The sequence below is a fragment of the Duganella rivi genome (assembly GCF_009857435.1).
Taxonomy (GTDB): Bacteria; Pseudomonadota; Gammaproteobacteria; order Burkholderiales; family Burkholderiaceae_D; genus Rugamonas; species Rugamonas rivi.
On the sequence record NZ_WWCK01000007.1, the window covers coordinates 288,290 to 314,742 of the forward strand.

The following is a 26,453-nucleotide window of genomic DNA, read 5'->3' on the forward strand; positions in this document are numbered from 1 at the left end:
GTTGATTGTTGCAGTGCGAGCTGTCGTTCGCGCATTGCTTTCCTGCTAAGATGAACTGGTTGCCGGCCGAAAATCTCGCCCGGCCATCTTGCAAGGATGGATTATGCGTAACGCTCGTTTGGCTGTGATTTCTTTGGCGGTGCTGTTGGCTTCCTGTGGCGGCGGAGGCGGCAGCTCCGGCACCGGTGGCGAGGTCTTCGTCCCGCCACCGCCGCCGGTATCGCTACGCGGGCAAATGATCGGCAGCGCCACCGTGGCCCCGGTCACAGTAAGCGCCGGCGTTACCGTCAACACGGTAGAGCCGGCCGTGCTCAAGACGCTGGTCGATGCGGGAACCGACTTCGGCAGCGCCGTCACCGGCAACCCGACCTGCGCGATTACCGTCTACTCGATCAAATACCACACCATCGATTCCAGCACCGCCGATACCCCGGCGGGCGCCGCCATCTACGTGCCGTCCGGCAGCAATGCCGTCTGCCAGGGCGGCCGCCCGGTGCTGCTGTACGCGCACGGCACCTCGGTACAAAAAAGCACCGATATGGCCAACCTCGGATCGAACGAGCCGCGCCTGATCGCGGCCATGTTCGCGGCGCAGGGCTACATCGTGGTCGCGCCGAATTACGTCGGCTATGCCGGTTCCACCGTTGGCTATCACCCCTACCTGGACGCCGAGCAGCAGTCGGCCGATATGATCGACGCCTTGCGCGCCGCCCGCAGCGTGTTCAGCAGCATCAACGCCAGCGCTTCATCGCGCCTGATGATTTCCGGCTACTCGCAAGGCGGCTTCGTGGCGCTGGCGACGCAGCGTGCGATGCAGACCAAGCACGCCAGCGAATTCTCGGTGACGGCCGCGGCGCCGCTGTCCGGCCCGTACGCGCTGACCTTGTTTGGCGACGGCATTTTCAACGGCGCGCCGACTACCGGCTCGGCCGGTTTCATTCCCATGCTGATCAATGCCGGCCAGCGCGCCGGCGCGGCGCTGTACAGCAGCACCGCCGATATCTACGAACCCAAGTACGCTAGCGGCATCGAGAACCTGCTGCCGGGCACGCAAAGTCTCGGCGACCTGGTGGCGGCCGGCAAGCTGCCAAACGACGTGCTGTTTGCCGCCGATTCGCTGCCGCAGACTTCGGGCTACGGCAGCTTCTTCGGCGCCGACCACTTGATCAAGACCAGCTACCGCGACAGCTACCTGGCCGATCTCAAGGCCAACCCGTGCAACGCCAGTAGCGCCTCGCCGCTGGCTTGCACGCCGGCGCAATCGCTGCGCAAGTGGCTGCTGAAGAATGATTTGCGCACTTACACGCCGGCGGTGCCGCTGTTCCTGTGCGGCGGCGATGCCGATCCGCTGGTTCCGTACAGCAATACCATCTACACCTCAGCCTATTTCCGCGCGCAAAACAGCGCCAGCCTGAAGCTGACGGTGCTCAACGTGGACGACACCGCGCTGACCGGGCCGTCGCTGGCCACGCGGGCGGAATTTGCCGCCGCCAAGGCGCTGGTGCGGCGCGCGGCGCTGGATCAAACCGGCAGCGCGGCTGCTGCCGACCAGGCCGTCAAAGATGCGTATCACGCCGGCCTGGTCGCGCCATTTTGCCTGCGAGAAGCACGTGCCTTCCTCGATTCTGCACCATCGCGGTGAGAGGGGATTTGATCTGGCTTAACTCTCACCGAGCAAGCGTTCTTTTTTGCTCACAAACCCCTGTTTTTAGGGAATCTCCTCTATACAAGCGTTGTCAACGCTGGCATATTAGTTGGGTTGCGAATAGCACGGCCGTTCGCAACTCAAGCCAAAAAAATATCATGAGGAGACAAAATGCGTCACACCAAATTTGCACTTGCTGCAATGGCCTTGGCCGTCCTTGCGGGTTGCGGCGGCACCGATCCAGCACCCGGCGCCCAAACCGTCAAAGTCAAATACAGCGCACAGGTATCGTTTGGCGATAGCCTGTCCGACGTCGGCTCGTATGCCGTCGGAACCGTTGCCGCACTGAAGGGCGGCAAGTTCACCATCAACGGCGACAACACCGCCATCAACCCGACGTTCACCGGTAAAAACTGGACTGAGCTGCTGGCCGCCCAGATCGGCGTGGCCGCACCTTGCGCCGCCGTTACCGGCCTCGATGGCGACGCGTCCAAAGGTTTTTCGGTACCGGCCAAGGCCAACACCGGCTGCTACGGCTACGCCATGGGCGGTTCGCGCATCACCAACCCGGTCGGCTCCGGCCACAAGCTGACCGGCAGCCCGGTCGGCGCGCTGACCTATCCGCTAGTCACGCAAGTTGCCAACCACTTGAAAGCCGTCGGCGGCAAATTCAAGGGCGATGAGCTGGTGCTGGTGATGGGCGGCGGCGGCGAGATCCTGGCCCAGCTGGGCGCGCTGAATGCGGCTGCCACCGCAGCCGGTACTGCTGCCGGCAACACCGCTTACGTCACCAGCCTGGTCGGCCAGCTGGCTGCAGGCGCGACCAACCCGCTGACTGCGGCGCAAGCCATCGGCGCAGCTGCGCAAACCGCTGCCGCTCAGACCGGCGCGACCCAAACCACCATCACCCAGGCGGCAATCGGCGCTGCTGCCGTGCAGCCAGGTAACTCGGCCGTGGCTTCGCCGGCCGTGTATGGCCCGATGGTGACCAAGGCTACTGCCGACGCCACCGCTGCCGGCGCCAAAGCTGGCGCTGACTATGCTGCCGCCAACGGCCCGGCACTGGTGACCTCGATGGGTCAAGCTGCAACCGAACTGGTAGCGCTGGTGAAAACCCAGATCCTCGCCAACGGCGCCAACTACGTAGTGGTGAACAATCTGCCTGACGTTGCCACCACGCCATCCGGCCGCAGCCAGGCCGCTTCGACCCAGGCGCTGATCAACGCTGCCGTTACCGCCTTCAACACCGTGCTGACCAATGGCCTGGCTGGTGAATCGAAAGTGGTGCTGGTCGACGTGTTTGCCGTCAGCCACGACCAGGCGACCAATCCGGGCCCGTACGGCCTGACCAACGTCACCGATACCGCTTGCGACCTGAGCGTTGCCAAGAATCCGCTGACTAGCTCGCTGGGCTGCAACGGCAGCAACCTGAAATCGGGCGATGTCAGCCACTGGTCGTTCGCGGACGATGTGCACCCAACCCCATACAACAACCTGCTGCTGGCACGTTACGTGTCCATGGCGCTGGTGACCAAGGGCTGGCTGTAATCACACATCAACATTCGGAGACACTATGAAGAACACGGTAAAACTGCTGGCGCTGGCCGCCGCAATGACGGTAGCTTCGGCTGCTTCGGCACAACAGGAAAAAGGCACCTGGCTGGGCACCCTGGGCGCCAACAAGATCACCCCGAAAGTGGACTCGGGCAACGTGTCGGCGCCTGCGCTGCCGAACACCAAGACCGACGTGGGCACCGACACCAAGCCACGCTTCACCATCGGCTACATGCTGACCGATAACGTGTCGGCTGAGCTGGATCTGGGCCTGCCATACAAGCACGATCTGTACGGCGCCGGCTCGATCAACGGCACCGGCAAGCTGGCGACCTCGGAAGTGCTGCCGCCGACCGCTTTTATCCAGTACCGCTTCCTGAAGCCGGACGCGATGGTGCGTCCGTATGTTGGCCTGGGTCTGACCTACGCCATGTTCCAGAAAGAACGTGGCTCGGCCCAGCTGACCGCGGTGCTGAACACCGGCGGCCAGCCGGCCACCTTCAAGCTCGACGACAAGCTCACCGGCAGCGTTCAGATCGGCGGCACGGTGAAGATCAACGAGAAATGGTTCCTGGACGCCTCGGTCATCAAGACCAAGCTGAAGACCAAGGCGCATTACTCGACCGGTCAGACGCAGGATGTGAGGCTGGACCCGCTGGCAGTCAACGTCAGCGTCGGCTACGCCTTCAAGGGCTGGTAAAAGTAAAAACCGCTGCCTCGGCAGCGGTTTTTTTTATCACTGAAACGCTTGAATCCCGGTCTGTGCCCGGCCGAGGATCAGCGCATGGATATCGTGGGTGCCTTCATAGGTATTCACGACTTCCAGGTTTACCATGTGACGGATGATGCCAAACTCATCCGAAATACCGTTCCCGCCCAGCATGTCACGCGCCATGCGCGCCACGTCCAGCGACTTGCCGCACGAGTTACGCTTCATCATCGAGGTAATTTCCACCGCAGCCGTGCCTTCATCCTTCATGCGGCCCAGGCGCAGGCAGCCCTGCAAGCCCATGGTGATCTCGGTCTGCATATCCGCCAGCTTCTTCTGGATCAGCTGATTCGCAGCCAGCGGACGGCCGAACTGCTCGCGATCCATCACATACTGGCGCGCCGTGTGCCAGCACGATTCGGCCGCGCCCAGCGCGCCCCAGGCGATGCCGTAGCGCGCCGAGTTCAGGCAAGTGAACGGGCCTTTCAAGCCGCGCACGTCCGGGAAGGCATTCTCTTCCGGCACAAACACGTTATCCATGACGATTTCGCCGGTGATCGAGGCACGCAGGCCGAACTTGCCGTGAATCGCAGGCGCGCTCAAGCCGGCCATGCCTTTTTCCAGCACGAAGCCGCGAATCGCGCCTTCATCATCCTTGGCCCACACCACGAACACATCCGCCACCGGCGAATTGGTGATCCACATCTTGGCGCCGCTCAGCGCGTAGCCGCCCGCCACTTTCTTGGCGCGGGTAATCATCGAGCCCGGATCGGAGCCGTGGTTAGGCTCGGTCAGGCCGAAGCAGCCGATCCACTCGCCGGTGGCCAGTTTCGGCAGGTATTTCTGTTTTTGCGCCTCGGTGCCGAATTCATAAATCGGTACCATCACCAGCGACGACTGCACGCTCATCATCGAGCGGTAGCCGGAGTCGACGCGCTCGACTTCGCGCGCGATCAGGCCGTAGGCCACGTAATTGAGGCCGGGGCCGCCGTATTGTTCAGGAATGGTCGGGCCCAGCAGGCCCAGTTCGCCCATCTCGCGGAAGATGGAAGTGTCCATCTGCTCGTGGCGGAAGGCTTCAAGAATGCGCGGTTGCAGCTTGTCCTGGCAGTAGGCGGCTGCGGCGTCGCGCACCATGCGCTCATCGTCGGTCAGTTGCTGGTCTAGCAGCAGAGGGTCATCCCAGTGGAATTGGGCGCGGGCTTGGCTCATAGATAGTCTCTCATTATGATGATGAATGCTGCCAGCATTCTATGCCGCCGCCCCGGTGCCGGCTTTTCAAAGAGCGACACCAATTTGTGTTTTTAGCCCAGGCCGGCGAACTGGCCGCTGTGGAAAATCAGGGGGGGGCAGGGCGAAAACTCGCAGAATTCCACTTCGCCGACGAAAATCACGTGGTCGCCCTCGGGGTAGCGGCTGCGGTTATGGCATTCAAACCACGCCGACACGCCCTTGATAATCGGCTGGCCGGTGCGCGATAGCTCGTATTCCAGTCCTTCCCACGGGTCGATGCCACGGGTGGCAAAGCGCTTGGCCAAATGGGCCTGCTCGGCGTTGAGCACATTGATCACGTAGTGCGAGTTGCCGGTGAAGATAGGCATGCTGTTGGCGCCGTTGGACAGGCTCCACAGCACCAGCGGCGGCTCCAGCGACACCGAGTTGAACGAGCTGGCCGTCAGGCCGCGAAACGTCCCATCTGCAAGGCGGGTGGTGATAATGGTCACGCCCGTGGCGAACTGGCCCAGCGCCTGGCGGAAATGGGCGGTGTCGAAGCTGCGCTCTTCGGCGCGTGGGGAAGTGATGTTCATGGTCTGTCATTATGCCAAAGTTTGTGCCGCCATAGCGAATTGCCCACGTTTGCGTTACAGTGAGGCCATGGGTGAGTCTTCTTACCAAAGGGGGAGTCATGACGGAAACGGCGATACTGGGCGGCGGCTGCTTCTGGTGCACCGAGGCGGTGTACATGGAGGTGAAAGGCGTTACGTCGGTCGAATCCGGCTACACCGGAGGCCAGAGCGAGCATCCGACCTATGAGCAAGTGTGCGCCGGCGATACCGGCCACGCGGAAGTGGTCAAGCTGGAGTTTGATCCATCGGTCATCAGCTACCGCGACTTGCTGGAAATTTTCTTCACCATCCACGACCCGACCACCCTCAACCGGCAGGGCAACGACATCGGCACCCAGTACCGCTCGGTCATCTACTACCAGTCGCCGCAGCAAGAGGCCATGGCGCGCCAGGTCATCAGCGAGATGGCGCACGTGTGGGACGCGCCCATCGTTACCGAACTGGCCCCGGCCCAGCCGTTCTACAAGGCCGAGGACTACCACCAGGACTACTTCCGCCAGCATCCCATGCAGGGCTACTGCGCCTTCGTGGTGGCGCCCAAGCTGGACAAGTTCAGGAAGACCTACGCCAGCCGCCTCAAGTAGCGGCGGGATACATGTGCTTGCGCGACCACGGCAGCGCCGCCGAGCGCTGGCCCGCCTTGCGGCCGACGATCTGGTACAGGCTGATCCAATCCTGCTCGAACGCGTAGGCGCAGCCGGCCAGGTACACATGCCAGATGCGGTAGCGCTTGTCGCCGGCCAGTTCGCGCACCTTGTCGCCGTGCGCCTCGAAATTATCCGTCCAGATGGCGCAGGTACGGGCGTAGTGGCGGCGCAGGTTTTCCACGTCGCTCACTTCCAGCGCGCCTTGCTGCATGGCCTTCAGCACATTGCCGATGTGCGCCAGCTCGCCGTGCGGAAACACGTATTTCTCGATGAACTCGCCGCCGCCGTACGGCGTTTCGCCGTTGTCGGTATCGGTGGTGGTGATGCCGTGATTCATCACCACGCCATCGGGCGCCAGCAACTGGTTGATGGCGCCGAAATACTCGGGCAAGTGGCGCAGGCCCACATGCTCGAACATGCCGACGCTGGTGATGCGGTCGAACTGGCCGCGCACGTCGCGGTAATCTTGCAGGCGGATTTCAATCAAATGCTCGAGCCCGGCCTCGCGCACGCGCTGTTTGGCCAGCGCACACTGATTCTCCGACAGCGTGACGCCGACGCAGCGCGCCTTGTACTGCTGGGCCGCGCGGATCACCAGCGCGCCCCAGCCGCAGCCGATGTCGAGCAGGGTTTGATTTGGCTGCAGCTCGATCTTGCGCAGGATGTGGTCGATCTTCTTGAGCTGCGCCTCGGCCAGATCCTCGTCGCCGTCCTCGAAGTAGGCGCAGGAATAGACCATGCGCGGATCGAGAAACTGCTGGTAGAAATCGTTGGAAACGTCGTAGTGATAGCGGATCGCTTCCGCGTCTTTCTGCTTGCTGTGGCTGATGCTGCGCACCAGCCGCGAGAACTTGCCCTCGGCCTTGAGCGAGGTGCGCGCCAGCGCATTGACCACGGCAATCATATCCTTGGCCTTGCCCTTGACCTCGATTGCGCCCTCCACGTAGGCGGCGCCGAGATTGGACAGCGACGGCGTGAGCAGATAGCGCGCCGCCGCCACATTCGGCAGCTTGATGGTCACGCGCGGCGCCTCGCTCGACAGATCGACCTGCTGGCCGTTCCACAATTCGATGCGTAGTGGCAGCGTGAGCTGCGCACGCATGCCGTCGATCCAGTTGCTGAGTTGATTCTGTAAGAACAAGATATCCTCCTCGGGAAAGGAGGCGTCTTGCTTAAGGCTGCAAACGCTCCTTGATCCAGCTGCCATCTGCTTGCTTGACATACACAATCCGGTCATGGAACCGCGAGCGGCGTCCCTGCCAGAACTCAATACGCTCCGGGTCGAGGCGGTAACCGCCCCAGTGCGCCGGCCTTACCGGATGATCGCCGCTGGCGGCAGCGGCGGCATCGTAATTGGTTTCCATCAGCTCGCGGCTGGCGATGGGCGCGCTCTGCTGCGAAGCGATCGCAGCGATCTGGCTCTTCACCGGGCGGCTGTAAAAATACTTGTCGCTTTCCTCGGCGGCGGTCTGCACCACCTTGCCTTCGATCCGTACCTGGCGTTCCAGTTCACTCCAAAAGAATAGCAACGCGGCGTGCGGGTTGGCGCGCAATTGCTGGCCTTTCTGGCTCTCGTAATTGGTGTACCAAGTGAAGCCGCGCGAGTCGTATTGCTTGATCAGGACAATCCGCGAACTGGGCTTGCCGTCGGCGTCCACCGTGGCCACGCTCATCGCGTTCGGTTCATTGACCTTGGCATGCAGGGCTTCTTCAAACCACTTGCCGAACTGGGCGATAGGATCGTCCAGCACGTCGTGTTCCGTCAGGCTGGCGCGGCCGTAATCGAGGCGCAGATCCGCCAGTACCACGCCGTCGGCCACCGTGTTGTTGACCGGGGCCGCTTGTTGTTCGGGCACTTGGCTCGATGGCAGGTCGGGGGTAATCCCGCGCCGCACCTGCATCGCGCTGCCCAGTTGCGCCATTTGCTCGGCGCTGAACAGGCGCTTGGCCATCGGTGCGATATGGGTTTCCTCCACCACCATGTGGGCCGCGTAGGCGTCGCAAAAGCGCGCCACGTCGCCGGCCGAGAGGGAAGAACTTGCACCGTTGGCAATCTGCTCAAGTTGCGATTTGATTATAGACCAGTCTCTATCCATCTGCTCGTGACCTGCCAAAATGCCGGGCACCAGCTCTGCCAAAAGAACTGCATCGGCGTCGCGCGCGGTTGCTTGCAGCATCGGGATCAGGTTGTTTTCCTCATCCAGATGGTGGAGGTGAGCTGCGTTGTTGAAATACTTGAGCACCGCCTGTGCCGCCTTCTGCGCATCGGCATCGGCGCCATGCTTGGGCAAGTGGGCCAGCAGCTTTTCCATCGTGGCCAGCTGCTTGCGGATACGGTCGTGGCAATGCTTCAGCACAGCGATCGGCTGGTTGAAATCAGGGGCGGTGTCGAACAAAGTAGTGCTCATGGCGTGGGACTCTGGCTGGTAACAACCGTATTCTAGGATATCGGCAGCCGAATTCGTCTAGTAGAATGACAGGAGGCGTTCTTTTTGGAAGTAAATCCCGTCATGACCTGTTCCCGTCCCATCCGCATCCTGTTGGCAGATGATCATCATCTGATGCGGGAAGGCGTGCGGTTTATGCTGGAGACCAGCCCGGACATGCAGCTGGTTGCCAGCGTCAACGACGGCATTGCGGCGGTCGAAACCTTCAAGCAGATGATTCCCGACGTCACGCTGATGGATTTGCGCATGCCCGGCGGCGACGGCTTGTCGGCGATTGCCGCCATCCGCGCCTATGCGCCGTGCGCCAAGGTGATTGCCCTGAGCACCTACAGCGGCGACGCCCTGATCAAGCAAGCGCGCAAAATGGGCGCCTCGGCCTACTTGCTGAAAAGCATGCTGTCGGAAAACATGCTGGAGGTGATCCGCACTGTCCACGCCGGCCAGCAATACTGGCCGGCCGAGCTGGAAGCCCACGCCACCTGTGTGAAAGATGACCTCACCCCGCGCGAGCGCGACATCATGCATCTGGTGGCGCGCGGCGGCTCCAACCGCGAAATCGCCGTTGACCTGGGCATCGGCGAGGAAACCGTCAAGACCTATATGCGCTCGATCTTGCCCAAGCTGGGCGCCAACGACCGCGCGCACGCGGTAGCCATCTGCATGCGCCGTGGCTACCTCGATCTTTCCGATCTCCCCTGAACTGCGCCTAGCGCTGCTTGAGGAACTTGATGAGCGCGCTGAAGTACTCGGCCTGCGCATCCCACATCGCCAGGTGGCTGCCGTTCTCGAAAATCACCGAGCGGGCATTCGGCATCATGGTGGCCATGCGCTTGATGTCTTCTGGATCCATCTCGTCGTATTTGGCGCCCATGGTCAGGGTGCGCACCTTGATATTTTTGAGCTGATCCCAGCGTTCCCAGTCTTTCAAATTACCGGTGACCATGAACTCGCTCTTGCCCTGCATCTGGTTGTAGATTTTCAGGTTGGCGTGGCGGATCGCGCGGCCCACCGCGTCCGGCCACGGTTGCAGGCGGCACAGCATCACCGGATACAGTTCTTCCATCATGATGCGCTCGTATTCCGGCGAGTCGTAGTCTCCCTTCGCCTCGATTTCCTTGAGCGTGGCCAGCGTTTTTGGCGGCAGCGTGTTCTTGATCACCTCGAGGTGGCGCAGCAGCGATTCAATGCCGGCCGTCATGTTCGAGATCACCAGCCCGCTCAGGTGCTGCTGATACTTCAGCGAATACTCGATGCCCAGCAAACCGCCCCACGAGTGGCCGTACAGGACGAACTTGTCGAGGCCCAGTCCCTTGCGCACTTCTTCCACTTCCTCCACGTAGCGCGGCAGCGTCCACAGGCTCGGATCGTCGGGCTGATCCGAATTGCCGCAGCCCAGCTGGTCGTAGTAGTACATCTCAATCCCGGCCTGCGGCAGGAAGGACTCCATCGCCTCCAGGTATTCGTGCGTGAAGCCGGGGCCGCCGTGCAGCAGCAACACCTTGATTGGGCCATGGCCCACTTTCTTGGTCCAGACTTTGTATTTGCCGCCGACCACCGGCACCATGCGCACGCCGCCGGTGCGCACGCCCGGAGGATTGATGCCGTCGGGCTTGGTGATGGTGGCCTCCGATACGGTGGCGGCGAGAGCGGAAGTAGACAGGGTGGCAACAGCAGTGCTGGCCAAAAATGCGCGGCGGTTAATCATGTCGGGATAAATTTTCTGTAAGTTGAGGCGGGCGCCATTCTCGGGCCACTGTACCGCTTTGGCATCCCTAGTTGTAGGTAGGCGAGCGCCACTTTCGCCAGGCTGTGCCCGAGCTACGGTATAGTTGTTCGATAAAATGCGGGAGTTTCCCTTGCCGCCGCTTACCGTGAGCAATTGCCGTTCTATCCTCCGCGCCCTGGCCCTTGGCCTGTTGCTGCTGTCCCCCGTGGACAGCCGGGCTGCCACGCCTGCGCCCTTGCTGTCCGACTTCACGCACACCGCCTGGAACCGCCTGCAGGATGCGCCGGTCGATGTGCTGAAAATTACCCAGACCACCGATGGCTGGCTGTGGGTGGCCACGGCCACCGGGCTGTATCGCTTTGACGGCGTGCACTTTGAAAAAGTCGACAGCGTGTACGGCCAGCGGCTCGATTCCAGCAACGTCATCGGCCTGACGGCGGACAGCAAGCAGGGGCTATGGGTCGGCTATCGGCTGGGCGGCGTGACCTTGTTTCGTCCCGGCGGCAGCCGTTCCTTCGGCGAGGCGGAGGGCTTGCCTACCGGCGGCGTGATTCACATCGAGGCGGCCAGCGAGGGCGAGGTGTGGGTCGGCACGCGCGACGGCGTCGCCTGGCTGGCGCCGGGCGCCAAGCGTTTCAAGGTGCTGGGCAACGAAGTCGGCTTGCCGGAAAAGTTTGTCTACCAAATCCTGCTGGCGCGCGACGGCACGCAGTGGGTCGCCTCGCTGCAAGGGCTGTTCTTCCGCAAGCCGGGACAGCAGCGCTTCACGCAGGCATGGCCGCGCGTGACCTTGCTGGCCGTGGCCGAGGCGCCGGACGGCACCATCTGGGCGCGGGACAAGCAGTACCAGTACCTGCGGGTGCGCACCAGCGCGCCGCCGGACGGCCAGCCGGTCAAGCCCGATTTTCCGGGCATGGGCATGCGCTTCGGCAGCGACCACACCATGTGGGTGCTGCACCCTGACGGCGTCGAGCGCCGCTTCGGCAACAACGGCGTCGGCTACCCGAATCAGCGGCTGACGCAAAACCTCGGCATGAGCGGCCCGCAGGCGCAGTGCTTCTTTGAAGACCGCGAGGGCGATATCTGGATCGGCACCGCGCTGGGCATCGACCGCATCCGCAGCAACCGCTTGCGTCCGCTGGTGCTGGACAAGCCGCTGGAAGCGCCGGGCATCGCACTGGCGCCAAACGCCTCCATGCTGGTCGGCGACCGCGCCAATGAGCAGATCTTTCGCTATGCCGAGCAGGGCATCAGCCGCTTGGGTGTGAAAGGCGCGATCACGGCCAGCTATCGCAGCGCCGAGGACACGCTGTATTTCGGCACCGATAGCGCGGTCTATGAACTCAAGCCGGATGGCAGGTTGCTGACCACGCCCGCGCCGGCCGAGGTGCACAGCTTTTATCCGCAAGCGATGCTGCGTGACCGGCGCGGCGTGCTGTGGGTGTCGTTTTCCAGCGGCCCCCTGTTCCGCCTGGTCGGCAAGCAGTGGAGCCGCGCTGACGACGTGGCCCGCTACACCAGCGCATTGACGCTGGCCATGGCCAGTGACGACACCGGCGCGATCTGGCTGGCGCATGCCAACAACACGGTCACCATCACGGACGACGCGGGCAAACCGGCACGCCAGCTGAACGCATCGAACGGCTTGGACATGGGGGCCGTGCTGCAATTAACGCCGGATCACGAGCGCATGTGGCTGGGCGGCGAGCGCGGCGTGATGCTTTACCGCGATGGGCGCTTGTGGCCGCTGCAAGGCCAGGGCGGGGAATTGTTCAAGGGCGTCTCCGGCCTGGTGAGAACTTCCGGCGGCGACTTGTGGATGCATGGCGCGGACGGCGTCTACCATATTGCATCGGAGCAGATTGCCGAGTGGCTGGCACATCCTGCGCACACGCCGGCGTTTGAACGTTTCGATGCGCACGACGGCCTGGCCGGCCACGCCATGCAGCTGCGGCCGATTCCTTCCCTGCTGCGTGCCGATGACGGCCGCTTGTGGTTCACCACCAGCAGCGCGGTGTTTGTGCTGGATCCGGCACGCATTCCGCGCAGCCGCATGGCGCCGCCGGTGCTGGTGCGCAGCGTCTCCAGCAACGGCAACAAGCTGCCGGTTTCCGAGCGCGGCCAGGTCAGCTTGCCCAAGGGCGCCGATGACTTGCACATCGAATTTACCGCGCTGGCAATGCGCATGCCCGAGCGCATCCGCTTCCGCTACCGGCTGGCGGGCGTGGATGCCAACTGGCAGGGGCCGACCGAGCGGCGCGAAGCGTTCTACACCAATCTGCAGCCGGGCAGCTATCGTTTCGACGTCAGCGCCGCCAATGAGGACGGCGTGTGGCAGCCCAGCGTGGTCTCGGTGGCGGTGGAGTTGCCGCCGACCTTTGTGCAGTCCATCTGGTTCAAGATCTTGCTGGCAGCGGCCGCGCTGGCGCTGCTGTACGCCGGCCACGTGCTGCGCATCCGCGTACTCACGCAGCGCATGCAGGAGCGGCTGGCCGAGCGCACGCGCATCGCCCGCACCTTGCACGACACGCTGCTGCAAAGCGTACAGGGCCTGATCCTGTCGTTCCGCGCCCACTTCGAGCTGCTGCCCAAGGATGCCAAGGGCCGCGAGCGCCTCAACCACACGCTGAAAATGGCCGAGCAGTTGCTGGTGGAAGGACGCAACGAAATCATGGATCTGCGTTCGCCGGCCAGCAGCAGCGCGCTGTTCGATGTGCTGTCGGAATTCGGCCACACGCTGACGGCGATGGGCACGCACAAGTTCGAAGCCCGCTTGGCCGGCACCGCGCGGCCGCTGCGCGAAGGCGTCTATGACGAGGCCTACGCGATAGGCCGCGAGTCGCTGTTCAACGCGGTGCGCTATGCGCAGGCGGATATGATCTCGCTGTCGGTTGAATACGGCCGCAAGGACTTCAATCTCACCATCCGCGACAACGGCCGCGGCCTGATCGGCGGCGAGGCGGTGCCGGATGACGCGGCTGGGCACTGGGGGCTGAAAGGCATCCTCGAACGCGCCAAGCTGATCGGCGCGGACCTGCAAGTCACCAGTGAAGCGGGACGCGGCACCAGCATCTCGCTGCGCATCAGGAAGCACCTCGCTTACGCGTAGTGCTCAAGTCCCGGCGCTTGTATCGTATGCTGACCGGTGATGACTCATACCACGCGCATTGCTCAATGTGACGTCAGCGTCACGGCTGGAAGCCGGGCTTGCTTGCCATTGAGTTCCACATCTGGCAGTTGCAGCACCAGGCCGCCAGCTGTCGCCCCTGCAAGGTGGACGATAAAGTTCTGGCGCTTGCCGGGACGCGGGGTTTTGGCTTGCAGTGACCAGCCGCTGGATTGGCTATTGCCGTCGCTGGAGAGGTCGATCTCGGAATCTGAAGCATCCACCATCAGGCTGGTTCGCGGCTTGTGCTGGAGATCGGTCACTGACACCATCGGATGTACGAAGCGGAAGCTGGCGCCTGGCGCGATGACCACGGTGCCGCATACATCGCTTGCACACGGCGCGAGGTAGATGCTGATCGCCTTGCTTTCGATGTTCAGCTTGGATGAGTCGCTGCTGGTGTTGAATTGCTCGCTGGAGCTGGCGCTCAGCTTGGCGACAGGAGGGGCTGCGCAAGCGCTGAGGGCCAGCAGTATGAGGAGGCTGAGACCGCGCATGCAGCTTAACCCTGCTTAGCCCAGCGCTGGCAGCCTTCGAGGCTGCGCTGCGGGTTCGGGCCCCACGAGGCGGGTGCGACCTTGTCGCCGAGCAGATCGAGCTGGGCCAGCAAGGTCGGCTTGTCCTTGGCCAGGCAGGCCATGTAGGCGTAGCGGTTGCGGCGGCCGTCGCTGGGGTAGCGCGCCAGCATATCCTCGTAGCCTTGCTTCAAGGTCGGCCAGTCGGCGTGGCTGTTCTGGAACAGCGCGTGGCCGAATTCTTCCTCGGCAGCGGCCGAGTACAAGCGGGCATACATGCCGCTGCCGAATTGCGCCCTGGTTTGCTCGGTGGCCTTGCGGATGAACTTGTCCAGGCGCTTCACGTCGCCGCCCCACTTGGGCAGGATGGCGGTGAGCGCGGTGAAGTACAGGCTGGCATCGTCCGGGTTGCGCTGCAAGCCGTCGTTGACGATGTCCCACAGCTGCTTGTCGTCCCAGTCGGTCGCCTTGGCGATCACCAGCAAGGTGTAGTGGCCATAGCTGTCGCTTAACGCTACCTCGGCATGATCGAGCAAGTACTGGGTGGCGCGCTGTAGATAGGTTTGAAAATCCTTCCATGCTTCCGGCGGCACGTCCTTGGCAAAGCCGCCGCCACGGTAGGCCCACGCGTGCGCCACCAGCACCCGTGCATACAGCACGTGGGCCAGCGCCGATTTGGGATAGTCCCTGGCCCATTGCAGTGTCAGCTTCTCAAGCTCTTGCAGGTAGGCCTCCTGGTTGACGGCTTCCTCGTTGATGACCTCGGTCAGGCCGGTGCGGAACCAGTCGATCTCCGGCACGCCGTCGCTGCCGACGTGGCCGGGCTGGCGCAGCGTGGCGTTCTGCTGTTCCAGCGCGGCAAAGTCGCCCCACCAAAACGCTTGCGTCGCTTGCTTGCTGATCGGCGATTCGTCGGCGGCGCCCGCCGCGCCGGTCGCGCACAGGAGCAGTGCCGGCAACAGGTGGCGGAATTTCATGGCTGCGTGTCCTCCAGTTTCCAGACCAGTTGAACCTTGAACGTTGGATCGGTGGGCAGCCTGCCGTCCATGGCGTACTTCAGTGTGGCCGCATCGAACAGCGTTTCAAAGGCCACCGGCCGTGCGCCGCGAATGCCGGGCACGGTCACGGTGCGGCCGACCACGCTGGCTTGCTGCGGCTTGCCATTCGCATTCAGCTTGAGCTGCACGACGGTGGCGCCGACGGCGTGGAAGCGGCTGGCGATCGGCGGATAGGGAAGCTTGCCATCGGCCGGGGCGGGAGCCGGCTTGCCGTTGGTGGTGCCGGATTCGAACATGCCGGCGAAGCGCATCTCGGCGCTAATCATGGTGCCGTAGCGGAACGCGCTCAGCGCGACGGCGGGCGCCACGCCCTGTTGCAGATTGCGCTTGAACCACCACAGGTGCAGCAGGCATTGATCTTCGCGCGCCATGGCGGCGTAGTCTTTCCCCTCGCTCAGCAGTTGAACCGCGAGTGTGGGCGGCAAGGGCGGCCGGTCTTGCTGCCTGGACGAGAGCAAGGCGAGCGCCGCCTCCTGCGGCAGCGGCTCGGGCCACGCGGCCGGGGCGGGGCGCGGCTGGCCCCAGTGCGCCAGCAGTTCGCGCTCGGTGGCCAGCATGGCGGGGCGCTGCGCCGCCGGCAATTGCTGGATGCGGGCAATGCGGGCGGCATAGTCGGTAAAGTGGCTGTCGCCGTGCAGCTTGCATTGCAGCGGCGAGCCTTTAAGCGCGGCTAGCGTGGCTTGCTCGTAGGCGGCGTCGCCCGGCTCCAGCTGCCACAAGGCCAACTCGTTCAGCAGCCGTGCCCATAGCGCGAAGAACACCGACCATCGCTCGGCCTGCTTGCCCCCTGTGCTTTGCAGCGTGCGTTCCTCCTCCATCCACAATGGCAGCAGGGCGTTGATGCGTTCCAGATGGGCGGCGCTGAGCTGGCCGGCGCGGGCGCGCAGGTCGTCGTCCAGCGGCAGCTCCGGCGCCAGCTCGAACGAGCGGGCCAGGTGGTTGCGCAGGTTTTGCAGCGCGTCCTGGTCTTGCTTATCCGGCGCGGCCGCGACGGCCGAGGCACAACAGAACAGAAGCGGCAAGCACCAGCGCATGGCGAACCTTTCTTGTTAGGAATGTTATCAAATTTGATATTAACATTGTTTTTGCCGCCGTCCGTTAAAATGACGGGATGAACAGTATCTCTACCCCAGAATTCGACGATGTCGACTTTGAACGACGCTTCGGCGGCATCGCGCGCCTGTACGGCGCGCACGCGCTGGCGCGCTTCCGCACGGCGCACGTGTGCGTGGTGGGCGTGGGCGGCGTCGGCTCGTGGATCGTCGAGGCGCTGGCCCGCAGCGCCATCGGCCAGCTCACCTTGATCGACCTCGACAACGTGGCCGAGTCCAACATCAACCGCCAGATCCAGGCCCTGAGCAGCACCGTCGGCATGGCCAAGATTGCCGCGCTGGCCGAGCGCATTGCCCAGATCAACCCATTCTGCAAGGTCAACCAGGTCGAAGAATTTGTCGAGCCGGACAACCTCGAGCAGATGCTGGGCGCCGGCAACTACGACTACCTGATCGACGCCACCGATTCCGTGAAAGCCAAGGCCGCCATGCTGGCCTGGGCGCGCCGCCACGACATGCCGGTGATCACCATCGGCAGCGCCGGCGGCAAGACCGACGCCGCGCAAATCTCGGTGCGCGACCTGGCCAAGACCGAGCAGGAGCCGCTGCTGAAGAAGGTGCGCAAAATCATGCGCGCCCAGTACGGATTCCCGCGCGGCGAGAAAACCAAGTTTCACATCGACGCCGTGTTCTCGATGGAGCCGCTGAAATTCCCGGAAACTGGCGAGGTCTGCACGGTCGACGGCGACGACCGCAGCGGCGGCGTGACCGGCCTCAATTGCGCCGGTTTCGGCTCGGCCATGGTGGTCACCGCCACCTTCGGCATGGTGGCGGCCGGCCACGCGCTGCGCCGTCTGGCCGACGATGCACTGCCGACAGCGGCCCCGGACGCCGCCTAGTTTGCTATCATTCCGAGCTGTCTACAGAACCGATCGAGAGAAACCACATGAAGCGTAGTTCCGTTTTCGTTGCAATGTTGTTGGCTGCCGCCGTTGCGCAAGCCCAGACTGCGGCGCCGCAAGCGCCAGCCGAAGCTGCGCCTGCCGCTGCTCCTGCGGCTGCGCCCGTTGTCGTTGGTTCGGCTACGCCGGGCCCGGCGGCTGAGCAACTGATCGTCACCGACACCGTGGTCGGCACCGGCAAGGAAGCCACCGTCGGCGCCACCGTCTACATGCACTACACGGGCTGGCTGTACCGTCCGCTGGCCAAGCACATGCACGGCAAAATGTTCGACACCTCGATCGCGCGCGGCGAGCCGCTCGACTTCGTGCTGGGCGCCGGCCGCGTGATCAAGGGCTGGGATCAGGGCATCAAGGGCATGAAAGTGGGCGGCAAGCGCACCCTGATTATCCCGGCCGACCTCGCGTATGGCTCGCGCCCCACACCGGGCGGCAACATCCCGCCAAATTCGGCCCTGATCTTCGACGTAGAACTGGTGGACGTCAAATAAAGGCGTAGACTGGAACCTCCGTCCCGAACTCGGAGGTTCTCCATGAAGATTGCCAACGACGTTACCGCGCTGATCGGCCGCACGCCCCTGGTGCGGCTGAATCGCTTGAACCAGGGCAGCACGGCCCAAATCCTCGCCAAGCTCGAATACTGCAATCCAGCCCATAGCGTGAAAGACCGCATCGGCCTGTCCATGATCGAAGCGGCCGAAGCGGCCGGGCAGATCCGTCCCGACACCATCATCCTCGAACCGACCAGCGGCAATACCGGCATCGCGCTGGCGATGGTGTGCGCGGCGCGCGGCTACCGCTGCACCTTGGTCATGCCGGACACCATGAGCCGCGAGCGGCGCATGTTGCTGCGCGCCTATGGCGCCGAGCTGGTGCTGACGCCGGGCAGCGAAGGCATGATGGGCGCGATCCGCCGCGCCGACGAACTGGCCGCGTCCGACTCGCGCTACCTGATGCCGCAGCAATTCAACAACCCCGCCAACCCGGACGTGCACCGGCGCACCACGGCGGAAGAAATCTGGAACGACACCGATGGCCGCGTCGATATCCTGGTGGCCGGCATTGGCACCGGCGGCACCATTACCGGCGTGGGCGAAGTGATCAAGTCGCGCAAGCCGGAATTCCGCTGCGTGGCGGTAGAGCCGGAAGCGTCGCCGATTTTATCGAAAGGCACCAAGGGGCCGCACCCGATCCAGGGCATAGGCGCGGGCTTCGTGCCGGGCGTGCTGAATACCAAAATCTATGACGAGATCGTGTGCGTGTCGAACGACGATGCGTTTGAGACGGCACGCCGGGCGGCGCGCGAGGAAGGGCTGCTGGTGGGGATATCGTCCGGCGCCGCGCTGTGGGCGGCGCTGCAAGTGGCGCTGCGGCCGGAGAATGCCAACAAAATCATCGTGACGGTGATCCCGTCGTTTGGCGAGCGGTATCTGAGTACCGCCCTGTATGCCAACCTGGCGGATTAGTGCGCGTGGGCGTGGCCGTGATCATGATCGTGGCCATGATCATCGGCTGGCGCTTTTAAACAGCACTCTTGCGCGCTGGCGCCGAGGCGGATTTGCAAGGTGCTGTGCTGGATCGAGAACCCCTCGCGCAGCTCCTTGCTGATGGCGTCGATCACCTCATCGCCCGGATAGCCGGACGGCGTGACCAGCTGCGCCGTCAGCGCGTTCTCGGTGGTGCTCATGGCCCAGATGTGCAGATCGCAGACCTTGCTCACGCCTGGCTGTTTGCTCAGGAACTGTTCGATCCCGGCGCGGTCGACGTTGTCCGGCACGGCGGCCAGCATCATGCGCAGCGACTGCTTGAGCAGCGACCACGTGCTGGCCACGATAAAGGCCACGATAATCATGCTGACCAGTGGATCCAGCCAATTCCACGCGGTGTAGCGCACGATCACGCCGGCCACCAGCACGCCCAGCGAGATCGCGGCGTCGGCCGCCATGTGCAGGTAGGCGCCGCGGATATTGATATCGTCCTTGCTGCCCGACATAAACAGCCACGCCGAGAAACCGTTAATCAGGATGCCGACGCCGGCCACCACGGACACCGTCAAGCCGGCCACCGGATCCGGGTGCAGCAACTGCTGCACGGCTTCAAAAGCGATGCCGCCGCAAGCAGCCATCAGCAGCATGGCGTTGAACAGCGCGGCCAGCATCGAGGTGCTGCGCAAGCCGTAGGTGTATTGATTGTTCGGCGCGCGCTTGGCGAGAATGGCGGCGCCCCAGGCCAGCATCAGGCCCAGCACGTCGGACAGATTGTGGCCGGCATCGGCCATCAGCGCGGTGGAGTTGGCGAGGAAGCCGTAGAAAAACTCGATCGCCACAAATGCCGTGTTGAGCACGATGGCGATGGCGAAAGCGCGGCCCATGGTGTTGGGATCGCCGTGGTGGTGATGGTGTCCGTGGGCATGGCTGTGGCCATGATCGTGCCCGTGATCGTGGTCATGGTGGTGATGATCGTGGTGCTTGCTCATGCTTCGGTTCCGGTGGAAGGTTCGGCGATATGTTCGAGCATATCGTTAAGAACGCCGCTGATATGGGCATCGGCGGCGGAGTAGAAAACCTGCTTGCCTTGGCGCTCGGACTTGACGATGCGGGCGGCGCGCAGCAGGCGCAGGTGGTGGCTGACCAGCGAGCCGCTCAATTCCAGTGTAGCGGCGATCTCGCTAACGGCAATCGGCGCCGGCATACAGGCGAGCACAATCCGCAAGCGGGTAGGATCGCCCAGCAAATGAAACAGGTCAGCCAATTGAGCGATCTGCGGATCGCAATTGGAATAATCGTGTTGGCAGCTCATTATCACTAACAAATGAATAGGTGTTCATATGTTAGCACAAACTCCGGGGTCACAAACTCCGGGGTCAGGTCCTCCATTTCTACACGAGCTCTGCCGTAGCAGGCGCTACGGCGGAGCTCGTGTAGAAATGGAGGACCTGACCCCGGATTATTTTTGCAGTTCGGCGGGGAGTTGGGCGCGGAGTTTGGGGTCGAGTTTTTGCAGCGCTTGCTCCAGCTTTTCGGCTTTTTGCAGCGCTTGCGCTTGTTCGGGCGTGAGGCCGGATTTGTGGAAGGCGGCTTGGCCGCCCAGCACGATCAGCGCGCTGGCAAGGGCAATGCCTGCCGCCGCACCGAGCAGCCGCAGTTCGCGCGGCGTGATCGGCGAGGTTTGCGTGGCGATCGGCCGCACCACGCCCGCCGACGGCGTCGGCACGTAGCCCGGCGGGTGCGATTCGTGGCCGTGATGGTGCGACGGACCCGCATGGACGGCGTGCTCCACCAGCGTTTGCGAGGCGGCGTCGATGCGGGCGATGTGGCGCTCCACCGCTTCTTCCAGCACCGCCTCGTTCAGCGCCACCAGCGCGAACACGGGGTCGTCAACGTCGATCTTGACGCCGGTTTTTTCAAATACCAGCGCGCGCAGCTTTTGCTGATCCATGGCCGCTTACCACTGTACTTTGTCGAGTTGCTCGAACAGGTCGCGGAACACGACCTTGATGCGCTGCTTTTCCATCACGTTGAACTTGTCGCTCTCTTTCACCTCGGCCGCCGTCAGGCGCGCCGTGTTCATTTTCTTGATGTCGGCGCCAAAGGTGTCGGCATTGCGCGCCGACAGCACCACCCGGCCCACCACGCGCGACGAATTGTCGGCATAGGTCTGCGACTCGATGAATTGCTTGCCGGCCGCCGATTGCAGCAGGCCGAAGTGTTCGTTCTCCCACAGCACCAGCGGCACCGAGGTGGCCTTGGCGGTTGAGACAAAGCCCATGGCGGTATCGTGCAGCGTGTCGCCGCCGCCCACAATGGTGTGGATGTAGACTTTGCGGCCCGATTCCTGCAACAAGGCAAAGCAGTCGTTCTCGATCAGGTAGCCCATCAGCGGCGAGAAGGTGTTGGCGCCGTTGTCGATCACGCAGTTGCCTTCTTCTTCCAGCAGGTCGATCATCAGCGCGTCGAAGCGCTTGTTGTCGATGGTGCGGCTGTCGGTCATCACCGGTACGTGCTTGACGTTCATCGCCTTGTAGCGCGAGAAGGTCGCATTCTCCTGGTCGGTGTCGTAGCAGCGCAGCGGTTGCTGTCCCTCAGCCACATCCTTGCTGGCGATCCATTGCGCAAGAATGGTCGAGACCAGCGTCTTGCCGATGCCGCCTTTACCCTGGAGAATAAAATGTACCGTGTTTTGCATCAACTACTCCCGAAACGCATTTGAATGCGTCGAGAGTAATTGTTTTGCCGCGCGAAGGCAACCGGCTGGCTTAATTTATGAAGCGCAGCAGCCCTTGCAGCGCGTGGATCACGGTTTGCTCGCGCACCGCGCGGCGGTCGCCGGAAAACACCAGGCGCTCGGTGTGGACGGTATCGGCATTGGCCCAGCCGAAGCAGACGGTGCCCACCGGCTTGCCCGGCACCGCCCCGGTCGGGCCGGCGATGCCGGTGGTGGATACCGCGATGTGCGCATTGCTGGAACCGAGCGCGCCAGAAGCCATGGCCGCCGCTACTTCTTCCGACACGCTGCCCATCTGCGCGATCAGCGAGGGGGACACCTCCAGCATTTCGGTCTTGGAGGCATTCGAGTAGGTGACGAAGCCGCAGTCGAACCAGCCGGTCGAGCCGGCGATTTCCGTGATGGCCTGCGCCACGCCGCCGCCCGTGCAGGACTCGGCCGTGGCCAGTATCAAGCCCTTGTCTTGTAACGCTTTGCCGACTTGCGCGGCGAGATCGAGGATGGTGTCGCTGTTGCTCATGGCTACTCCTTCTCTGGTCGTGGGGCTGGCTATCACTGTACCATGCACGCCGTAATCGATGCCAGTGGTGCACGGAAATTTGTTATAGTGGCAACCGTGCGCCACTCTTGGTACAGGCTGCTACAGTAACTGATGAGTTCGTTTCTCCCGGAGGCGCAATGATCAGTCCGACCGACATCTATCACGCCCGCATCTTGATCGTTGACGACCAGCCGGTCAACGTGGAATTGCTGGAATACCTGCTCACTTCCACCGGCTACAAGGCCGTCAGCTCGACGACTGACCCGCGCGTGGTCGCCAGCCGCCACGCCGAGCAAGCCTTCGACCTGATCATCCTCGACCTGCAAATGCCCGGCATGAGCGGCTTCGACGTGATGGACGCGCTCCAGCCGCTGGAGCCGGACGGCTGGCTGCCGGTGCTGGTAGTCACCGCCCAGCCCGACCACAAACTGCGCGCTTTCGAGTCCGGCGCGCGCGATTTCATCAGCAAGCCTTTCGATCCGATAGAGACGTTGACGCGCATCCGCAACATGCTGGAGATGCGCTTGCTGCACAAGCGCGAGCGCAGCTACAACGCCCGCCTCGAACAAACCGTGCGCGAGCGAACCGCCGAATTGCAGCGCTTCCGCTCCGCCATGGACGCCACCGCCGACGCGATTTTCCTGCTCGATCCCGACAGCGCCGAGCTGGTCGACATCAACGACGGTGCCTGCCGCATGCTGGCCTATCCGCGTGGCGAGATGCTGGGCCAGAGCGCCAGCCGCATCGGCCTCGGCACGCCGGACTCGCTGCGCAAGCAGGCCGAGCGGCTAGCCGCGTACGCGGTGGCGCTCGGGCAGGCGCGCTCGCCGGAACTGGCCGAGCTGGAGTTGATGCGCAGCGACCTGATCGCGGTGCCGGTCGAGCTGTACTGGCAGTTGCTGCAACGCCCCGGCCAGCCCTCGGTGCTGCTGGGCGTGGCGCGCGACATCAGCGAGCGCCGCCAGTCGGAAGAGCTGTTGCAGCGCATGGCCCATTACGACAGCCTGACCGGCCTGCCCAACCGCACGCTGTTTTTCAAGACGCTGGCCGATTCCATCGCGCTGGCGCAGGACAAGGCGTGGCGCATCGCCGTGCTGTTCATCGGGCTCGATCGCTTCAAGGCCATCAACGATTCGCTCGGCACCGCGCGCGGCGACGACTTGCTGCGCCAGTTCAGTAACCGGCTGGTGCAGTGCGTGCGCATCCGCGACACCGCCGGCCGGCTCGGCGGCGACGAGTTCGCGCTGATCATGACCATGAACCGCGACCAGCAAGACGCCGTCAACGCCGCCAACGAGGTGCGCGACGCGCTGCGCCAGCCGTTTGAGCTGGATGGCCAGTTGGCCGTGCTCAGCGCCAGCATCGGCATCGCCATGTACCCGGACGACGCCACTGATCCCGAAACGCTGGTCAAGTATGCCGACACCGCGATGTCGCGCGCCAAGCAGGCCGGGCGCGACGGCTACCGTTTCTTCACCGCCGGCATGAATGTGCAAGTGCTGGCGCGCCTCGACATGGAACTGGCGCTGCGCCGCGCGTTCGACAACCAGGAATTGCGCCTGCACTACCAGCCCAAGGTCAACCTGCATACCGGCGCGATTGCCGGCGTGGAGTCGCTGCTGCGCTGGCAGCGGCCGGGCTTCGGCCTGGTGTATCCGGCCGAGTTTGTGCCGGTGCTGGAAGACACCGGACTGGTGGTGCGCGTCGGTAACTGGATCATTGACGCCGCCTGCCGCCAGATCGCCGCCTGGCTGCAACAGGGCGTGGGGCCGGTGCGGGTGGCGGTCAACGTCGCCAGCCGCCAATTCGTCGAAGGCGACCTAGAGCAAGTGGTGCGCGAGGCGCTGTCGAACCACAAGGTGCCGCCAGAATTGCTGGAGCTGGAACTCACGGAAACCGCGCTGATGTCCAACGCCGACCGCACCATTACCGTGCTGAAGAATTTGAAAGCACTCGGCATCAAGGTGGCGATTGACGATTTCGGCACCGGCTATTCCTCGCTGGCCTACTTGCAGCGCTTCCCGATCGACAAGCTGAAAATCGACATCGCTTTCGTGCGCGAGATCACCACCAATCCCAACGACGCGGCAATTGCGATGGCCATCATCAGCATGGCGCACAGCCTCAAGTTGCAGGTGATCGCGGAAGGCGTGGAAACGCGCGCGCAACTCGAGTATTTACGCCGCAGCCGCTGCGATGAAATTCAAGGCTATTTCTTCAGCCGGCCATTGCCGCCGGACGAACTGGGCCAACTGGTGCAATCGGCCCGCAGCCTGCCGCCGGCGCCGGGCACGGCCAGCCATCCTGCGCAGACCTTGCTGATCGTCGATGACGACGTGAATGTGCTGGCCTCGCTGCACCGGTTGTTCCGGCGCGACGGCTACCAGATCCTGACCGCCGCCACGCCGGTCGAAGCTTTCGAGCTGCTGGCGCTGCACGAAGTGCAAGTGGTGGTGTGCGACCAGCGCATGCCGGTGATGAGCGGCACCGAGTTTCTCAGCAAGGTCAAGGAGATGTACCCGCAGACCATCCGCATCATCCTGTCCGGCTACACCGGGCTGGAAGCGGTGCTGGACTCGATCAACCGCGGCGCGATCTACCGCTTCTACACCAAGCCGTGGGACGACACCCAGCTGCGCGACAACATCCGCCTGGCCTTCCACCATTACTGGCTGATGCACGGCAGCGGCAAGCTGGCCGGCGAGCCGGGCGAGGACGTCACCGCGCTGCCGGCGCTTCAGGATGTGAAGTGATCGAAGCTGGAGAGCTTGAGATCGAGCGCAGCACCGTTGGCATCAATCAGGCGTAAGCCGCTTTCCGCGGTGATGCTGCCGACGCGCGTGACCTGCGTGCCCACGCTGTCTGCCACTGCCAGGATCGCTTCGCGCGATGCAATCGGCGCGGTAAAGCACAACTCGTAATCATCGCCACCGGCGGCCGTGTAGGCGCGGCGCAGGCCGATGCCTTGCGTGGCGAGGACGTCGCCGGCCGGCAGTGCATCCACGTTCAGCGTGGCGCCGACTTTGGATAATTTCAAAATGTGGCCGAGGTCGCCAATCAAGCCATCCGAGATATCGATGGCTGCGTGGGCGAGGCCTTGCTCGGCCAGCAGCACGCCCAATTCCACGCGTGGCGTCGGCGTGTGCATGCGCACGGCGGCGGCGCGCTGGTCTGCCGCTTCCAGCGGCTGCGGCAGCTCCAGGCGATAACCAGCCAACGCCAGGCGCGCATCGCCTAGCGTGCCGGAAATCCAGATGTCATCGCCGGCTCGCGCGGCACTGCGCCGCAGCGCCTGGCCCGGACGCAGTTCGCCAAACACGGTGATGCAGATGTTGAGCGGCCCCTTGGTGGTATCGCCGCCGATCAGTTCGATGTTGAAGGCGTCGGCCAGCGCAAACAGGCCTTGCGAAAAGCCTTGCAGCCACGCGCGGTTGGCTTCCGGCAGCGCCAGCGCCAGCGTGAAGCCGACCGGGCGCGCGCCCATGGCGGCAAGGTCGGACAAGTTAACGGCTAACGCCTTGTGGCCCAGCCGCAGCGGGTCTTCCCCGGCGAAGAAGTGGCGGCCTTCCACCAGCATGTCGGAGGAAATAGCGGTCTGCATGCCGGGCGTGGGCGCGATCAGGGCGCAATCGTCCCCGATGCCGAGCGCAGCGCGCGTGGCGTGGTGGGGACGCTGGAAATATTCTTTGATGAGGTCGAATTCGGAGAGCATGGCGGTATTGTACCGCTACGGCTCCAGCCGCTTTTGCAGGTTTTCCATGCCGATCGCCGGCAGTGACTCGTCGGACAGGAATAGCCAGTCGTGATTGGCCAGTCGCACCGCCACGCCATTGACGTGGAAGCGGCTCAGCAAGTTCGGCGTGAAGAACAGCTGCGGCCCGGCCTCGTAAGTGGCGCCGGCCAGCACGATGTAGAGCTTGCTGGCGCCGGCCTCGATGGTGGCGGCATCCAGGGTCAGTTGATCGAGCTTGCCTTGGCCAGTATGAATCAGCCCGCCCAGCGAGCGGGTGTAGACGAACGCCAGTTGCTGGCCGTTTTCCTGCCAGTGCAGCAGCTGTTGCCACGCCGCGCCCTGGGACGAGGCGCCGGCCGGTTCGGGCAATCGCTTGGAAACAATCAGGGCGGACATGGACTTCTCCTTTGAACGGCTGATTCTTTTAGCTTAGCCGAATTGCAGACTGCTACGGTTCACATGGTGAAAAATCAGTAATTTCAATCAAATTTCATCAATCGATAGTAAAACGCAATTAGATCGGAAAATTGATTATGTTGTGCCTATCCATGGGGTATTGCCGCAAAAATTCGGCTAACGTCCGGGATGCTCATAAAAAATGCTGATAACGCTGCTTGCCGTTGGTGAAAA

At 63.3% G+C, this 26,453-nt stretch carries 25 protein-coding genes; 10 read left to right on the forward strand and 15 right to left on the reverse strand.

Annotated elements, in window-relative coordinates; genetic code table 11:
• Positions 1–103 precede the first annotated feature (103 nt).
• The 3 genes from GTP45_RS24240 (at position 104) to GTP45_RS24250 (ending at position 3,899) form a co-directional block, all read left to right on the forward strand.
• On the forward strand, positions 104–1,642 hold the full coding sequence (locus GTP45_RS24240; protein WP_166454728.1) for an alpha/beta hydrolase family protein: 1,539 nt from the start codon (positions 104–106) through the stop codon (positions 1,640–1,642).
• Positions 1,643–1,816: 174 nt separating this feature from the next.
• Entirely contained in the window at positions 1,817–3,193 is a 1,377-nt protein-coding gene (locus tag GTP45_RS24245; protein ID WP_161016433.1) for an SGNH/GDSL hydrolase family protein, read from the forward strand.
• 25 nt (positions 3,194–3,218) lie between these two features.
• Positions 3,219–3,899, forward strand: a complete 681-nt coding sequence (locus tag GTP45_RS24250) for an OmpW/AlkL family protein (protein WP_161016434.1) — start codon at positions 3,219–3,221, stop codon at positions 3,897–3,899.
• A 36-nt stretch (positions 3,900–3,935) separates the two neighbouring features.
• Here the strand turns inward: GTP45_RS24250 and GTP45_RS24255 are convergent, their stop codons facing one another.
• Entirely contained in the window at positions 3,936–5,120 is a 1,185-nt protein-coding gene (locus tag GTP45_RS24255; protein ID WP_161016435.1) for an acyl-CoA dehydrogenase, read from the reverse strand.
• Between the two features lie 92 nt (positions 5,121–5,212).
• Complete coding sequence (locus GTP45_RS24260; protein WP_161016436.1) at positions 5,213–5,716, reverse strand: flavin reductase family protein; 504 nt, start codon at positions 5,714–5,716, stop codon at positions 5,213–5,215.
• A gap of 98 nt (positions 5,717–5,814) precedes the next feature.
• Between GTP45_RS24260 and msrA the strand changes: the two genes are divergently transcribed.
• A complete protein-coding gene (gene msrA / locus GTP45_RS24265; protein WP_161016437.1) occupies positions 5,815–6,339 on the forward strand; it encodes a peptide-methionine (S)-S-oxide reductase MsrA in 525 nt (174 codons plus the stop codon).
• Here msrA and GTP45_RS24270 read toward each other — a convergent pair.
• A complete protein-coding gene (locus GTP45_RS24270; RefSeq protein ID WP_161016438.1) occupies positions 6,332–7,543 on the reverse strand; it encodes a class I SAM-dependent methyltransferase in 1,212 nt (403 codons plus the stop codon). The two genes, msrA and GTP45_RS24270, sit on opposite strands and share 8 nt — an antisense overlap.
• A gap of 31 nt (positions 7,544–7,574) precedes the next feature.
• Entirely contained in the window at positions 7,575–8,810 is a 1,236-nt protein-coding gene (gene pdxH, locus GTP45_RS24275) for a pyridoxamine 5'-phosphate oxidase (RefSeq protein ID WP_161016439.1), read from the reverse strand.
• A gap of 102 nt (positions 8,811–8,912) precedes the next feature.
• Here pdxH and GTP45_RS24280 point away from each other — a divergent pair, with 102 nt between their 5' ends.
• The gene (locus GTP45_RS24280; protein WP_161016440.1) at positions 8,913–9,548 is read left to right on the forward strand and encodes a response regulator; all 636 of its coding nucleotides are present in this window, start codon (positions 8,913–8,915) and stop codon (positions 9,546–9,548) included.
• 7 nt (positions 9,549–9,555) lie between these two features.
• On the opposite strand, the gene GTP45_RS24285 is transcribed toward GTP45_RS24280, so the two are convergent.
• Positions 9,556–10,554, reverse strand: coding sequence for a proline iminopeptidase-family hydrolase (locus GTP45_RS24285; protein WP_166454729.1), 999 nt, complete (start codon positions 10,552–10,554; stop codon positions 9,556–9,558).
• 151 nt (positions 10,555–10,705) lie between these two features.
• On the opposite strand from GTP45_RS24285, the gene GTP45_RS24290 reads away from it, so the two are divergent.
• A complete protein-coding gene (locus GTP45_RS24290) occupies positions 10,706–13,684 on the forward strand; it encodes a sensor histidine kinase (RefSeq protein WP_161016441.1) in 2,979 nt (992 codons plus the stop codon).
• 62 nt (positions 13,685–13,746) lie between these two features.
• Here GTP45_RS24290 and GTP45_RS24295 read toward each other — a convergent pair whose 3' ends face one another.
• From GTP45_RS24295 to GTP45_RS24305, 3 genes are read right to left on the reverse strand one after another with little or no spacing between them, the layout of a single operon-like run.
• Positions 13,747–14,238, reverse strand: coding sequence for a hypothetical protein (locus GTP45_RS24295; protein ID WP_161016442.1), 492 nt, complete (start codon positions 14,236–14,238; stop codon positions 13,747–13,749).
• A gap of 5 nt (positions 14,239–14,243) precedes the next feature.
• Complete coding sequence (locus tag GTP45_RS24300) at positions 14,244–15,233, reverse strand: DUF4034 domain-containing protein (protein WP_161016443.1); 990 nt, start codon at positions 15,231–15,233, stop codon at positions 14,244–14,246.
• On the reverse strand, positions 15,230–16,348 hold the full coding sequence (locus tag GTP45_RS24305) for a hypothetical protein (protein WP_161016444.1): 1,119 nt from the start codon (positions 16,346–16,348) through the stop codon (positions 15,230–15,232). The genes GTP45_RS24300 and GTP45_RS24305 overlap by 4 nt, the downstream gene beginning before the upstream one ends.
• A 77-nt stretch (positions 16,349–16,425) precedes the next feature.
• Between GTP45_RS24305 and GTP45_RS24310 the strand changes: the two genes are divergently transcribed.
• From GTP45_RS24310 to cysK, 3 genes are read left to right on the forward strand one after another with little or no spacing between them, the layout of a single operon-like run.
• Entirely contained in the window at positions 16,426–17,265 is an 840-nt protein-coding gene (locus GTP45_RS24310) for a tRNA threonylcarbamoyladenosine dehydratase (RefSeq protein WP_161016445.1), read from the forward strand.
• 47 nt (positions 17,266–17,312) lie between these two features.
• The gene (locus tag GTP45_RS24315; protein ID WP_161016446.1) at positions 17,313–17,816 is read left to right on the forward strand and encodes an FKBP-type peptidyl-prolyl cis-trans isomerase; all 504 of its coding nucleotides are present in this window, start codon (positions 17,313–17,315) and stop codon (positions 17,814–17,816) included.
• A 42-nt stretch (positions 17,817–17,858) separates the two neighbouring features.
• Positions 17,859–18,791 (forward strand): cysteine synthase A, encoded by a 933-nt coding sequence (gene cysK, locus GTP45_RS24320; protein WP_161016447.1) that lies wholly within the window; start codon positions 17,859–17,861, stop codon positions 18,789–18,791.
• On the opposite strand, the gene GTP45_RS24325 is transcribed toward cysK, so the two are convergent.
• The 5 genes from GTP45_RS24325 to GTP45_RS24345 form a co-directional block, all read right to left on the reverse strand.
• A complete protein-coding gene (locus GTP45_RS24325; protein WP_161016448.1) occupies positions 18,788–19,801 on the reverse strand; it encodes a cation diffusion facilitator family transporter in 1,014 nt (337 codons plus the stop codon). The genes cysK and GTP45_RS24325 overlap by 4 nt on opposite strands.
• Positions 19,798–20,124, reverse strand: a complete 327-nt coding sequence (locus tag GTP45_RS24330; RefSeq protein WP_161016449.1) for an ArsR/SmtB family transcription factor — start codon at positions 20,122–20,124, stop codon at positions 19,798–19,800. Before GTP45_RS24330 ends, GTP45_RS24325 begins: the two co-directional genes overlap by 4 nt.
• Before the next feature lie 147 nt (positions 20,125–20,271).
• Entirely contained in the window at positions 20,272–20,763 is a 492-nt protein-coding gene (locus GTP45_RS24335; protein ID WP_161016450.1) for a hypothetical protein, read from the reverse strand.
• Positions 20,764–20,769: 6 nt separating this feature from the next.
• Positions 20,770–21,510, reverse strand: a complete 741-nt coding sequence (locus GTP45_RS24340; RefSeq protein WP_161016451.1) for a P-loop NTPase family protein — start codon at positions 21,508–21,510, stop codon at positions 20,770–20,772.
• A gap of 70 nt (positions 21,511–21,580) precedes the next feature.
• On the reverse strand, positions 21,581–22,069 hold the full coding sequence (locus GTP45_RS24345; RefSeq protein WP_161016452.1) for a CinA family protein: 489 nt from the start codon (positions 22,067–22,069) through the stop codon (positions 21,581–21,583).
• Between the two features lie 158 nt (positions 22,070–22,227).
• On the opposite strand from GTP45_RS24345, the gene GTP45_RS24350 reads away from it, so the two are divergent.
• A complete protein-coding gene (locus tag GTP45_RS24350; RefSeq protein ID WP_161016453.1) occupies positions 22,228–24,843 on the forward strand; it encodes an EAL domain-containing protein in 2,616 nt (871 codons plus the stop codon).
• Here GTP45_RS24350 and thiL read toward each other — a convergent pair.
• Positions 24,828–25,802, reverse strand: a complete 975-nt coding sequence (gene thiL, locus GTP45_RS24355; RefSeq protein WP_161016454.1) for a thiamine-phosphate kinase — start codon at positions 25,800–25,802, stop codon at positions 24,828–24,830. The genes GTP45_RS24350 and thiL overlap by 16 nt on opposite strands.
• Before the next feature lie 15 nt (positions 25,803–25,817).
• Positions 25,818–26,219, reverse strand: coding sequence for a hypothetical protein (locus tag GTP45_RS24360; RefSeq protein ID WP_161016455.1), 402 nt, complete (start codon positions 26,217–26,219; stop codon positions 25,818–25,820).
• Between the last annotated feature and the right edge of the window lie 234 nt (positions 26,220–26,453).

Bases quoted from the DNA above. Each gene is read 5' to 3' on its own strand.
- GTP45_RS24240 (WP_166454728.1), top strand. From the start codon at position 104: ATGCGTAACGCTCGTTTGGCTGTGATTTCTTTGGCGGTGCTGTTGGCT.
- GTP45_RS24245 (WP_161016433.1), top strand. From the start codon at position 1,817: ATGCGTCACACCAAATTTGCACTTGCTGCAATGGCCTTGGCCGTCCTT.
- GTP45_RS24250 (WP_161016434.1), top strand. From the start codon at position 3,219: ATGAAGAACACGGTAAAACTGCTGGCGCTGGCCGCCGCAATGACGGTA.
- GTP45_RS24255 (WP_161016435.1), bottom strand. From the start codon at position 5,120: ATGAGCCAAGCCCGCGCCCAATTCCACTGGGATGACCCTCTGCTGCTA.
- GTP45_RS24260 (WP_161016436.1), bottom strand. From the start codon at position 5,716: ATGAACATCACTTCCCCACGCGCCGAAGAGCGCAGCTTCGACACCGCC.
- msrA (WP_161016437.1), top strand. From the start codon at position 5,815: ATGACGGAAACGGCGATACTGGGCGGCGGCTGCTTCTGGTGCACCGAG.
- pdxH (WP_161016439.1), bottom strand. From the start codon at position 8,810: ATGAGCACTACTTTGTTCGACACCGCCCCTGATTTCAACCAGCCGATC.
- GTP45_RS24280 (WP_161016440.1), top strand. From the start codon at position 8,913: ATGACCTGTTCCCGTCCCATCCGCATCCTGTTGGCAGATGATCATCAT.
- GTP45_RS24285 (WP_166454729.1), bottom strand. From the start codon at position 10,554: ATGATTAACCGCCGCGCATTTTTGGCCAGCACTGCTGTTGCCACCCTG.
- GTP45_RS24295 (WP_161016442.1), bottom strand. From the start codon at position 14,238: ATGCGCGGTCTCAGCCTCCTCATACTGCTGGCCCTCAGCGCTTGCGCA.
- GTP45_RS24300 (WP_161016443.1), bottom strand. From the start codon at position 15,233: ATGAAATTCCGCCACCTGTTGCCGGCACTGCTCCTGTGCGCGACCGGC.
- GTP45_RS24305 (WP_161016444.1), bottom strand. From the start codon at position 16,348: ATGCGCTGGTGCTTGCCGCTTCTGTTCTGTTGTGCCTCGGCCGTCGCG.
- GTP45_RS24310 (WP_161016445.1), top strand. From the start codon at position 16,426: ATGAACAGTATCTCTACCCCAGAATTCGACGATGTCGACTTTGAACGA.
- GTP45_RS24315 (WP_161016446.1), top strand. From the start codon at position 17,313: ATGAAGCGTAGTTCCGTTTTCGTTGCAATGTTGTTGGCTGCCGCCGTT.
- cysK (WP_161016447.1), top strand. From the start codon at position 17,859: ATGAAGATTGCCAACGACGTTACCGCGCTGATCGGCCGCACGCCCCTG.
- GTP45_RS24325 (WP_161016448.1), bottom strand. From the start codon at position 19,801: ATGAGCAAGCACCACGATCATCACCACCATGACCACGATCACGGGCAC.
- GTP45_RS24330 (WP_161016449.1), bottom strand. From the start codon at position 20,124: ATGAGCTGCCAACACGATTATTCCAATTGCGATCCGCAGATCGCTCAA.
- GTP45_RS24335 (WP_161016450.1), bottom strand. From the start codon at position 20,763: ATGGATCAGCAAAAGCTGCGCGCGCTGGTATTTGAAAAAACCGGCGTC.
- GTP45_RS24340 (WP_161016451.1), bottom strand. From the start codon at position 21,510: ATGCAAAACACGGTACATTTTATTCTCCAGGGTAAAGGCGGCATCGGC.
- GTP45_RS24345 (WP_161016452.1), bottom strand. From the start codon at position 22,069: ATGAGCAACAGCGACACCATCCTCGATCTCGCCGCGCAAGTCGGCAAA.
- GTP45_RS24350 (WP_161016453.1), top strand. From the start codon at position 22,228: ATGATCAGTCCGACCGACATCTATCACGCCCGCATCTTGATCGTTGAC.
- thiL (WP_161016454.1), bottom strand. From the start codon at position 25,802: ATGCTCTCCGAATTCGACCTCATCAAAGAATATTTCCAGCGTCCCCAC.
- GTP45_RS24360 (WP_161016455.1), bottom strand. From the start codon at position 26,219: ATGTCCGCCCTGATTGTTTCCAAGCGATTGCCCGAACCGGCCGGCGCC.